At 45.8% G+C, this 11,713-nt stretch carries 10 protein-coding genes and 1 pseudogene; 3 read left to right on the plus strand and 8 right to left on the minus strand.

Going from position 1 to position 11,713, the window contains the following annotated elements:
• Positions 1–198: 198 nt before the first annotated feature.
• The 8 genes and pseudogenes from ACFBZI_RS03790 to ACFBZI_RS03825 all read right to left on the minus strand — a co-directional run.
• A pseudogene (locus ACFBZI_RS03790) lies at positions 199–597 on the minus strand (phospholipase D-like domain-containing protein); the annotation flags it as partial.
• 6 nt (positions 598–603) lie between these two features.
• On the minus strand, positions 604–1,476 hold the full coding sequence (locus tag ACFBZI_RS03795; protein WP_375715108.1) for a leucine-rich repeat domain-containing protein: 873 nt from the start codon (positions 1,474–1,476) through the stop codon (positions 604–606).
• A 102-nt stretch (positions 1,477–1,578) separates the two neighbouring features.
• Positions 1,579–3,816, minus strand: coding sequence for a nitric-oxide reductase large subunit (locus ACFBZI_RS03800; protein WP_375715109.1), 2,238 nt, complete (start codon positions 3,814–3,816; stop codon positions 1,579–1,581).
• 262 nt (positions 3,817–4,078) lie between these two features.
• On the minus strand, positions 4,079–4,576 hold the full coding sequence (locus tag ACFBZI_RS03805; protein ID WP_375715110.1) for an Rrf2 family transcriptional regulator: 498 nt from the start codon (positions 4,574–4,576) through the stop codon (positions 4,079–4,081).
• 238 nt (positions 4,577–4,814) lie between these two features.
• The gene (locus ACFBZI_RS03810; RefSeq protein WP_375715111.1) at positions 4,815–5,060 is read right to left on the minus strand and encodes a GlsB/YeaQ/YmgE family stress response membrane protein; all 246 of its coding nucleotides are present in this window, start codon (positions 5,058–5,060) and stop codon (positions 4,815–4,817) included.
• Positions 5,061–5,347: 287 nt separating this feature from the next.
• Positions 5,348–6,439, minus strand: coding sequence for a bifunctional 3,4-dihydroxy-2-butanone-4-phosphate synthase/GTP cyclohydrolase II (ribBA, locus tag ACFBZI_RS03815; protein WP_375715112.1), 1,092 nt, complete (start codon positions 6,437–6,439; stop codon positions 5,348–5,350).
• A 71-nt stretch (positions 6,440–6,510) separates the two neighbouring features.
• The gene (locus ACFBZI_RS03820; RefSeq protein ID WP_375715113.1) at positions 6,511–7,161 is read right to left on the minus strand and encodes an HI_0552 family protein; all 651 of its coding nucleotides are present in this window, start codon (positions 7,159–7,161) and stop codon (positions 6,511–6,513) included.
• Between the two features lie 58 nt (positions 7,162–7,219).
• On the minus strand, positions 7,220–8,470 hold the full coding sequence (locus ACFBZI_RS03825) for a replication-associated recombination protein A (protein ID WP_375715114.1): 1,251 nt from the start codon (positions 8,468–8,470) through the stop codon (positions 7,220–7,222).
• A 150-nt stretch (positions 8,471–8,620) separates the two neighbouring features.
• Here ACFBZI_RS03825 and ACFBZI_RS03830 point away from each other — a divergent pair, with 150 nt between their 5' ends.
• From ACFBZI_RS03830 to efeB, 3 genes are all read left to right on the plus strand, one after another.
• Entirely contained in the window at positions 8,621–9,124 is a 504-nt protein-coding gene (locus ACFBZI_RS03830) for a type IV secretion protein Rhs (protein ID WP_375715115.1), read from the plus strand.
• 223 nt (positions 9,125–9,347) lie between these two features.
• A complete protein-coding gene (gene efeO / locus ACFBZI_RS03835; protein WP_375715116.1) occupies positions 9,348–10,208 on the plus strand; it encodes an iron uptake system protein EfeO in 861 nt (286 codons plus the stop codon).
• A gap of 180 nt (positions 10,209–10,388) precedes the next feature.
• Entirely contained in the window at positions 10,389–11,618 is a 1,230-nt protein-coding gene (gene efeB, locus ACFBZI_RS03840; RefSeq protein WP_375715117.1) for an iron uptake transporter deferrochelatase/peroxidase subunit, read from the plus strand.
• The last annotated feature ends 95 nt before the right edge of the window (positions 11,619–11,713 follow it).

The raw sequence follows: 11,713 nt of genomic DNA on the forward strand, positions 1-11,713 counted from the left end.
GATGGCACGCACGATTTCGGCGATGTCCGCATCGTGGTTGTAGGTTTTTAGCTTGTGGTTTTCTCGGCTGATGTCGTCTAGGTCTTCTAGTGCCACATAGTTTTTGAGAATCTGCAGACGCTTGATGATATTGGCGATGGGCAGGGCATCATCTTGGGCGGCTGTATTGGGCGTTTGTCCGATGATTTTATAAAACTGTGCCACAAAGGCTTTTGCCAAGATGTCATCACGGCTGATGGTGATGTTTTCGTGGTTTGACTCGGCTTTGATGCTCCAGTTATACGAGCCTGTGATGACGGTGTGCTTGTCAATGACACAAAATTTATTGTGCATCAGATTGGTGTCGCCATCGCCGAACCAATGCACCGCACCACCTGCCGATAGCAGTCTGTCATGGTCAAGTCTGGCACGGCGGTTAATCTTATCATTTGACAAGATAAGCTTGACGGTGATGCCCTGTTTGGCTTTGGCTAATAAAATCTCAAACAATCTGGCATTGGTAAACCATGCCACCGCCACATAGATGCTGTCTGTGGCACAGGATAGCTCGGCGGCGATATGCTCGCTGATATTCTCAAAAATCGCTTCGGTGCTTATGTTTACTCAAAAATCAATATCACAATTTGGTAATTGTTCTCTGAGCCAATCAACCTGCTCTGGCGGGATTGGGTTGTTATTTAAGTAGAGACGTTTTAAATTCACCAAACTTTGTAATTTGGAAATATCTGTGATTTGGTTATTGTTCAAATCAAGCCAATCTAATTGCGTTAAATTTTGCAAAACAGAAATATCTGCAATGTGGCTATCGCCCAAACAAAGGTTTTCTAAATTCGCTAAACCTTGTAATTTGGAAATGTCGGTGATTTGATTGTAACCTAAATCAAGATCGGTCAACTGCGTTAAATTCTGTAACACAGAAATATCGGTGATTTGATTGTAACCTAAATCAAGATCGGTCAACTGCGTCAAATGTTGTAAAGCAGAAATGTCGGTGATTTGGTTATTTTGCCAGCCTAAATTGGGATAACAACCTAGCCAGAGCCTGTTCAACTGCGTCAAATGTTGTAAAGCGGAAATATCGGTAATTTGGTTACCTTGCAAATAAAGTTCAGTTAATTTTGTTAAATTCTGTAACACAGAAATATCGGTGATTTGGTTATAACTTAAATTAAGGAGAGTTAATTGCGTAAAATTTCGCAACACAGAAATATCTGTAATTTTACTTCCGTTTAGTGACACATAAAGCTCAGTTAATTGCGTCAGATACTTTAAATGATCCCAAACGACAGATTTATCTAGCCAATCAAAATCTGCTCGATAATCAATTGATTTGTCATAGGGCTTATGATCCCAACCAAGGGGAAGCCAGACATTTTGTAAAAGCAAAAACTGCCATTTATCATCTAGCTCACACCACCATTGCCATAGCTCATCATCGTTCATATCGGCAATGCCTTTGGGTTGAATATCCGCCATAGTTTATCTCCTTGTGTGCATTTGTCTTGATTATAACAAAAAAAGACAGTCAAGAAAAACACCGCCCAAAATCTTGGGCGGTGCTTGGATGGACAGACGAGATTAGTTGTCAGATTTGGCAAAGGTCAGTTTGACAATCTGCCATGAAACCGTTACTGCACCTGTGATAAAGACCACATCGCCAAAGGTACGCACCCAACGCAGCGTCTCAAGGAAACCTTGTTGCATAAAGCCTTCGCTGCGAGCATACCATAAGCCTTCGGTCATCGCTGCATGAGCTTGGTAGATACCAATTGGCAGCAAGCTGGTAGAAATCATCAGCACCAGACCTGCGTTCAATGCCCAAAAGCCCACTTTCATCCAGCCATCATCAAAGGCATGGTTTGGACGCAGATAGCGAACGATAAGCAGGACAAAGCCAAGTGCCAAGAAACCATAGACACCGAACAAGGCTGCGTGTGCGTGGACTGCGGTGGTGTTTAGACCTTGTAGGTAGAATAGCGAGATTGGTGGGTTAATCATAAAGCCGAACACACCAGCACCCATCATATTCCAAAACGCCACAGCGGTGAAAAATAGGATTGGCCATTTGAGTTTTTGCATCCAAGGGGCTTGGTGCTGTTTTGACCAATGCTCATAACCTTCGTAGCCCAATACCACCAAAGGCACGACTTCTAGGGCAGAGAATGATGCACCCATTGCCATGATTGGCGTGGTAGTACCTGTAAAGTACAAGTGGTGGAATGTGCCGGGGATACCGCCAACTAGGAACAAAGCTGCCGATGCAATCGCCGACGCTGTCGCTGTGCGGTAGCTGACCAAGCCTAAGTTATAGAAAATAAAGGCAAATGATGCGGTGGCAAAGACTTCAAAGAAACCTTCAACCCACAGATGCACCACCCACCAACGCCAGTATTCCATGATGGCGATGTTGGTGCGTTCGCCGTAGAACAGACCTGAGCCGTAGAACAAGCCTACACAGACCACTGACGCCACAAAGATGGCAAGTAGGTTTTTGTCGCCACGCTGTTTAAAGCCATGCACCCAACCACGAGTCATCAGCACCAGCCAAATCAACACACCGACCCATTTTAGAATCTGCCAGAAACGACCCAAATCAACATATTCATAACCTTGATGGCCGAACCAGAAGTTAAGATTGGCAGGCAATACTTGAGCAATGGCAAGATATTGTGAGATAAACGAACCAACGCAGACGATGATTAGGGCAACCCATAGAATGTCCACGCCCAGTTTTTGGAATTTTGGATCTTTGCCGCCATTGATAATTGGGGTAAGGAACAGACCTGCCGCCAAAAACGCCGTGGCAATCCAGAACAGTGCCAGCTGAATGTGCCAAGTACGCAGCAGCGAATATGGCAAATAATCAGACAGCTGAATGCCGTAGAAAGTCTGACCTTCGACCGTGTAGTGAGCGACCACACCAGCGACAAAGACCTGTGCCACGAACAAAGCAGCGACCAATAGACCATATTTGCCCAGTGCTTTTTGAGAAGGGGTCAGGCTAAGTTTGGTCAAAGGATCGGCAGCAGGTGCGGTAATGTGTTCTTCTTCAGACTTGCTAAATGCCCACATCCAGATCATCAGACCCACACCAGCGATTAAGAACACCACCGAAGCGATTGACCAAATGATATTTTCTGCCGTTGGCACATTGTCAATCAATGGCTCATGTGGCCAGTTGTTGGTAAATGTCGCATCGGTATTTGGGCGTTCAGCCGAAGCAATCCAGCTGGTCCAAAAGAAAAAGTCGCTCAAGCGTTCTCGTGCGGTCAAGTCAGGCAAGGTGTTATTTTTCATTGCAAAACTTTCACGAGAACTTGCCAATTCTGGTGAATCGCCATACAAATCGATGTAATAAGGGGCGACGGTTTGGATTGCTTGAATACGAGTGTCGGACAAGACCACGCTGTCTGTGCCATTGTCGGCACTGTTGCGGTATTCTTTTTTCATCTCGTCATTGATGCCTGCTTGTTCGCTGGCACTCAATGCGTCAAACTCTTTGCCGTACAGGGCTTGGGCTTTGATATTTTGATAAGCCACCAGCTCACGATGCAGCCAGTCGGCAGTCCAGTCAGGGGCTTGATATGCACCGTGACCTAAGATTGAACCCAATTGCATACCGCCAGTGGTTTGCCAAGCGGATTGACCATCTAGGATTTGCTCTTTGGTCATGATGACATCGCCATTGGCACTGACGAATTGATTTGGAATTGGTGGAGCGTTGCGATAAACTTCGACACCGCCCCAGCCGAGTAGGGTGAAGGCAACAATCAGCGTACCGACAAGCCAACACCAATATTTTTTATAATTTCCCATCTCTTGCTCCTTTGGCTGGATTGGGGATAATCAGGTGATTTTAGTCAAATTGACTGTTGAAATTGAAAAGATATATTTTAAATGTATCTTTATAGGGACAATTTTACTACATAACTGGTAAAAATCAAGTGATGATTGCTTAACAAAAGGGAAAGTTTGCTGATTTTTTGGTCAAATTGATGATAAAGATCAAAATTTTTGCCAAAACGGCGGTTGTTTGGACAAATTTGGCAACAGTTTTGGCAGCGGTTGGCTTGGTGAATTATTGCAACAACTCAAACAGCTCGCCTTTATTTTTTAAAAAATCTTCCAAAGTGTAGCGATCTAACACCGCAATAAATGCCTGCGTGGCTTCGGCGATGGCGGCTTTTAGGGTGCAAGCAGGGGCGATGATGCAGTGCTGGGTGCTGGCGGTGTCAAAATTGACCGTGGGAATGATGGCAGGGTGATCGATTTTGCGTTCGCTGTTGATTTCTTCAAAGCACTCCACCAAGCTAAAATCGTTCTCGGTGTGGCGAATCAGCTGCCCAATGTTAATGTCTCGTGGTCGCATGGCAAGGCGAATGCCACCATTTTTGCCACGCAAGGTGTCGATATAGCCCAGTTTACCCAGCTGATGAATGATTTTGGTCAGGTGGCTTTTTGAGATGTTGTAGCTGTTGGCGATGTCGGCAATATTGACAAATTCGGTGGCTTGTGGTTTGACAGCTAAGTATATCAAAGATCGCAGGGCAAAATCGCTATAATTGGTTAGCCTCATGATGCTCTCAGATGTTGATGATGTTGGATTGAATATCATGATTTATTATGATAACAAATATCATAACAAGCAAATTTTATTTTGTAAATGATGCGATGGCGATTTGATAAAAGTCTGTATCGATAAAAACACAAGTAAAGGCAAAAATAAAAGCACCCAAAAAGTGCTTTTATTGATGATTTTTATTAGCTATCATTAATAATGACAAATCCATCACAGATGACGCTTACAAATGGCATTAGGAACGCTTGCCTGCCAGTAGCTCATAGACAAACAGAATAATCATCGCCCCAATCACCGAAAAAATCAGGTAGCTAAAGCCTGATTCGGCATTGACGCCGATAAAGTTTGCCAAAAATGCTCCCACATAAGCCCCAGCAATACCCAAAATAATGGTCAAAATCCAGCCCATGCTATCAGCACCCGGCTTGATGGCTCGTGCCAATAAACCCACAACCAAACCCACAATCAATGCCCAAATCATCGTTTTTCTCCCAGTCAGTTATCTGACATTTGATTTAATATTTAAAATTTAACATTTAAAATCTGATTAAAAATCGCTTGATGCTTGATAATCAAATCATCAGCTCATGGTTTATTATACGAACTTGGGCGTTTGATGTGCTTTATAATCCTGTAACTTAAGTTGGGCTTGTGTGAGTAACCTTACGCCAGCCTGTCTTACTGTCGTGGGTGTAAGGTTATTTGTATTGTTAAATGACCAAAGATACATTGCCAAATGATTAATTTTCCAAGTGGTTGAATGGTCAATCACTTATCCACGGTCTCAACGACATTCAGACCAAAGCCAGATAAGGCGTTGAACTTGACAGGGCTAGATAGCAGACGCATGTCTTTGACGCCCAAATATTTTAAAATCTGAGCACCGACACCGATGGTCTGATAAGGGGCTCGGCGGCTAGGTTGGCTTGGCTGCTGATTTTTTAGGGCATCAAAGGCATCAGACAGACCCATCTCATCGCCATGACCGATCCACACCAGCACGCCATGCTCGGCAGTGGCAAGCTCGGCCAAGGCATGCTGGATACTCCAGCGGCTGCCGCCAGTGTGAATGCCGAACAAGTCTTTCATCGGTGAAAAACTGTGTACACGCACGGTGCTGATGCCGCCTGTCGCTTGCCCTTTGACAAAAGCCAAATGCGTATCGTCTGAGCCAAATTCGCTAAAGCGGTAAGCGGTAAATTCGCCATGCTCGGTCTGCACGGTAAAATGCTCAATCTCGCTGACCGTCTGCTCAGTTGCCATGCGATATTGGATCAAATCGGCGATGGTGCCGATTTTGATGCCGTGTTCTTTGGCAAAAATTTCCAAATCATCACGGCGTGCCATCTCGCCATCAGGCTTGATAATCTCAACAATCACCGACGCTGGCTCAAGCCCTGCCAGTCTTGCCAAGTCGCAGCCTGCTTCGGTATGACCTGCTCGGTGCAGTACGCCGCCTTTTTTTGCCATGATGGGAAAAATATGCCCCGGCTGCACGATGTCGGACGGCTGGGCGTTGGCCGCCACTGCCGCACGAATGGTTGTGGCACGATCAGACGCTGAAATGCCAGTGGTTACGCCTTCGGCAGCTTCGATGGACAGGGTGAAATTGGTGCTGAATTTGGCACCGTTTTTGTCGCTCATCAGTGGCAGATTGAGCTGTCGGCAGCGATCTTCGCTCAAGGTCAGGCACACCAAACCACGAGCGTGCGTAATCATAAAATTGATTGCATCAGGCGTGATGTGGTTTGCTGCCATGATCAGATCGCCTTCATTTTCACGGTCTTCATCGTCCATTAAGATGACCATTTTGCCTGCTTTGATGTCTTCGATGATTTCAGGAATGGTATTGAGTGCCATAATCGTATCTCGTTGGTGGTTTGTTATGTTGAATGGGGGTGGATTTTATTTTATAAAGAGCCATCAAAAAATTAATCTTGATGGCAAGTTTCGTACGCTACCGCCAGCTGATTGATGGTATCGACCACCCAGCAGACTAAAGCATCGCCATCTTTGCCATGACTGTCTGTAAATTTATCCAGCTCGTCAGCACGGATAAATTTGCCCAAGCGATAATGACCGTCCAAGTTTAGCATATCATCAGCCAGCTGCGATATTGGCAAAAATGCCGCTTCATCAGGCACACTCATCAAGGTGCTGCTGTGCCAATAATAGCAGTCGGCAAATTGGCTGGCATCGATGGCATCAAGCCAGTTTTGGTACATGGGCAGCGTGCTTGATGAGCTGTCCTGTCGGTAGCTGTGCCAATCTAGGCTGACAATCAGCCGCTTGGGATTGACGATGATGCTGATGATGGGTGCATTTGCCAAATAACGCTCATATTTATAATAAGCAAAAAAGTGGCGACGAATCTCCCAGCCGTTGCACCATTTTTCGATGTGCGGTGGGGCAAAATCGTGTGGCAATTTGTCAAGCACTGCCAAATTAAATGCCTTAAAATCCTGCCAAGCGGATTTGTGGGCAGCTTTGATGGCGTCCAGCTGCTCAGGGCAATATCGCTTGAGATCTTTGATTTGCGAATATGGCTTGATGAGCGTGGCGGCGTGAGCAGATGTGAGCATGGGTTTGTGATAATTAGGTTTGATAGTAATTTAATATTAATTTAATTCAAATAACCATTTAACTTTTTAGCCAATTGATAAAGGCAAAACTTGCCTGCTCTTTTTGGTTGTCGGCAAATTCATAAAATCGCACACCAAGCAGGCTGTCAGGCAGATACTGTTGTGGGTGGTAGTGGTTGGGGTAGTCGTGCGGATAGATGTAGCCTGCACCGTAGCCTTCGGCCTGCATGAGCTTGGTAACGCCATTTCGTAGGTGTAGCGGCACGGCGGCTTGATCGGTCTCGGCAAGTTTTAAGGCACGGTTGATGGCGTTATAGCTGCTGTTTGATTTGGGGCTATTGGCAAGATAAATAATCACTTGCCCTAGGATAATCCGAGCTTCTGGCATGCCGATGGACTGCACCGAGCGTAAGGCGGTATCGGCAAGCAGTAGGGCATTGGGGTTGGCAAGTCCGATGTCTTCGCTTGCCAAAATCACCAAGCGGCGTGCAATAAAGGCAGGGTCTTCGCCAGCAGCCAGCATTCTGGCCAGCCAATACACCGCCGCATCAGCGTCCGAGCCACGCACCGATTTTATCATCGCTGAGACCAGGTCATAATGATTGTCGCCAGTTCTGTCGTAGCGGACGAGTGATTGCCCTGCCACGGCGGTAACGCTGGCATTATCCACCACAATCGGCTCATCGCTGGCACAAGTCAGCTCAAGCAAGTTCAAAGCACGCCGACCATCGCCTTGGGATAGATCAATTAAGGCAGTTAAGTCTTTGATTTGTATTTGTTTTTGATTTAGATAACTGTCTTGGCTGATGGCACGATGCACTAAAGTACTGATTTCATCAGGGCTTAGGGGGTGTAATTTATACACCTGACAGCGAGACAATAGGGCATTATTGACGCTAAACGATGGGTTTTCGGTGGTTGCTCCAATAAAGGTAATCTCGCCAGTTTCGATGGCTTGTAACAAAGCGTCTTGTTGGGCTTTATTAAAACGGTGAATCTCATCAACAAACACCACAGGCGGCTCATGAAACAAACCATCATCACCGCCGATGACTTCACGCAGCTCTTTGACGCCACTACTGATGGCAGACAGCGGACGAAATGGCCGACCGACAGCGTCCGCCAGTAGCATGGCAAGTGTGGTTTTGCCGATACCTGCCGAGCCGTGCAAGATCATCGATGGCAAAAAGCCTTGTCGCAGAATATTGCCAATGGGTGCATTTTTGCCCAAAAGGTGGCTCTGTCCGATGATGTCGTCAATCTTTGTGGGGCGAATGCGTTCGGCAAGTGGCTTGGTGATGGCTTTCATAATGGCTTGGTTTTGGTGGTTGATTGTGTTATTTTAGCACAATATTTGGCACAATATTCATGGTGTCATCATCACGGCGTTATCTTTGCTTGTTTTGCTTTTTATTTCTTTTGCTTTGTTTGTTTAAAATCGGTTTTATTTGGGTTTGTTATGCTAAATAATCCTTTGACCCATCAGGCCAAATCTCGCCCCCTAACCCTTGGTGAGCGGCAGATGGCACGCCGTGTGTTTGGTGCGGCGTTGGTGCTTGACGATATCCGCCTAAAAACAGCGTGGTGGGTGCTAAAAGGCTATGCCGTCGCTCCTGATGGTAATATTTATTTTCACCCAAGCGATTGGTGTGATGATTTTTGCCAAAAAAATTTGGCACATCGAGCTTGGCTCATACATGAGCTGACCCATGTTTGGCAAAGACAACAAGGCATTTGCGTGTTTTGGCGTGCTTTGTTTAATCGTCGTTATCGCTATCGGCTCAAGGCGGACAAATCGTTTTGGCGTTATGGCGTTGAGCAGCAGGCTTGTATGGTTGAAGATTTTTATATCCGCTGTGAGCGTGGCGAAGATTGCACGGCATGGCGGCAGTGCATTCCGTTTTTGGCAGATTTATCAAATCTATCCAACACCACCAATTATGACAATGATACCAAAACTTAAATTTGCCCATTTGCCGATTTGTTAGGTAATCGTTGAATTTGCATGATTTGAATAAGTTGGTAAATCTGAACACCGCTTGGCGTTATCAATCCCAGTTTAATAAAATTATCAAAGAAAATGCGATGATAATATTGATAATGATTGTTATTTTTATTATAATATATCTGCGGAGATGCTCAGCATTTCTTGATATTTGGTCGTTTTATTGTATAAGGATTGCACCATGACAAAGCATTTTATGTTATCACTATTGGCTTGTTCAGTACTTATGACAGCTTGCCAAGACAAGCAAGCAGCCACTGCCGAAACCCCAGCTGCCACAGAGCAGGCACAAGAAACTGCCGCCGCTGGTAAGCCTGATTTGTCTGCTGAGACGGCAGCGTATCGTGCTTGGGTAGAGTCGGAGATTGGTCAGCTGGTTGATGGCACCGAAAAGTTCGTCGCCGCACTCAAAGCAGGCAATGTCGAAGAAGCCAAAGCCCTGTATCCGCATGTGCGTATGCACTTTGAGCGTAGCGAGCCGATTGCAGAGAGTTTTGGCGATCTTGACCCACGCATCGATAACCGTGAAGCAGATTTGGCAGAAGGCGAAACTTGGACAGGTTTTCACGCCATCGAAAAAATCCTATGGACCCAAAACACCACCGAAGGCACGGACAAATTGGCAGATCAACTGCTTGCTGATGTCAAAGAATTGCACGCCAAAATTTCTACCGTTGAAGTGACGGGCGATTTGATGGTTCAAGGTTCGGTGGATTTGTTGAACGAAGTTACCACCAGTAAGATTACTGGCGAAGAAGACATTTTCTCAAAAACTGACTTGTACGATTTTAAGGCAAATGTTGAAGGTGCACAAAAGATTTTTGAAATCCTAACGCCAAAAATCGAAGCCAAAGACCCTGCATTGGTCAAGACTTTGACAGAGCGTTTTGCGGCGGTCAATGATTTGCTGGCAAAATACCAAGTCAGCGATGGCGAATACAAGCCATACAATGAACTGACCAGCGATGACACCAAGGCACTTGCCGAATCGGTCAATAAATTGGGTGAACCTTTGGCACAGATGGGTATTGTGCTTGAGTAAACCAACAAAAAGCTGGGGCGATTTCCCAGCTTTTTTCAATTTAACCGTTTAACCTTGATTTAACCTTGAGTAGTATTGAATCGGTCTTGAGTTACTCTTAGTATTTATATTTTAATATTTTTAGCAATTTGACAAGCCAATCCTGGCATTGCGTTTTATTTGGAGAAATGGAGATACATCATGTCAAAACTTGGGTCAGTGAGCCATCGCCGCAATTTTTTAAAGGGTATGGGCGTGGCAGGATTGGGAGCTGGTACATCGGTGCTGGCGGCTTGTCATCAATCCACGGCAGTCGCTACCGCTGATAAATCCGAGCCATCTAACTGTATGGCGGATTTGCGTTATGAGTTTTTTGGTGAGCATCAAGCAGGCATCATCACGCCAGCCCAGCGGCATGTGTATTTTTTGGTGGCGGATTTGCATTCGCATGATTTGGGCGAGATACGCCAAATGTTTGAGCATTGGACGCAGGCGGCTGCCAAGCTGACCCAAGGCGAAAACATCGCCGAATACGCAAAAAATCCGCATGTACCGCCAACCGACACAGGCGAAGCGGACAGCTTGGGAGTGTATGGTTTGACCTTGACTTTTGGGGTCAGTCCCAGCTTTTTACAAAAATTGGGCTTAACCGACAAAGCCCCAGCGGTGTTTAAGGATTTGCCAAGTTTTTCCCGTGATCAGATTCGCCCAGAATTGTCTGGCGGTGATATTTGCATTCAGGCGTGTGCCAACGATCCGCAAGTGGCCTTTCATGCCGTGCGTCAGTTGGTGCGTCAGGCAAGGGACAAAATCACCATGCGATGGTCGCAAGCTGGCTTTAATTCATTTGACAAAGGCAGCGACACACCACGAAATTTATTCGCCTTTAAGGACGGCACTGCCAACCGCCTAACTTTACAAGAAGCCGACAAATACATCTGGGCAGACGATGCCGATTGGCTCAAAGGCGGCAGTTATTTGGTAACTCGGGTGATTCAGATGCACCTTGAGACTTGGGACAGAACATCTCTGCAAGGTCAAGAAGAGACCTTTTCACGCCAAAGAAGCAGCGGCGCACCACTGGACGGCAAGGACGAATTTGACACCTTTGACCCCAATGCTGTCGATGACAAAGGCGAAGCGGTCGTACCAGAAGGCGGTCATACAGCACTTGCCAATTTGACAGGATTGCAGCTGCTGCGTCGCTCGTTTTCGTACAGCAGCGGTATTGATCGCAGAACAGGGCAATTTGACGCAGGCTTGTTGTTTATTTCTTTTCAAAAATCGCCAGAGCAATTCATCGCTATCCAAAACGCCTTGGGTCGCATGGATAAGATGAACGAATACACCACGCACATTGGTAGCGGCTTGTTTGCGGTGTTTGGCGGTGTCAAACAAGGCGAATATTTGGGACAAAAATTGCTCGGCTAATGCCAAATCAACCACAAATCTGCCAGTTTTGGTGGGTTTGTGGTTTGTTGATATTAACTTAATATTAAATTGATTAATTGATATTAATTTGTTGA

It is taken from the genome of Moraxella marmotae (assembly GCF_042219885.1).
Lineage (GTDB): Bacteria > Pseudomonadota > Gammaproteobacteria > Pseudomonadales > Moraxellaceae > Moraxella > Moraxella marmotae.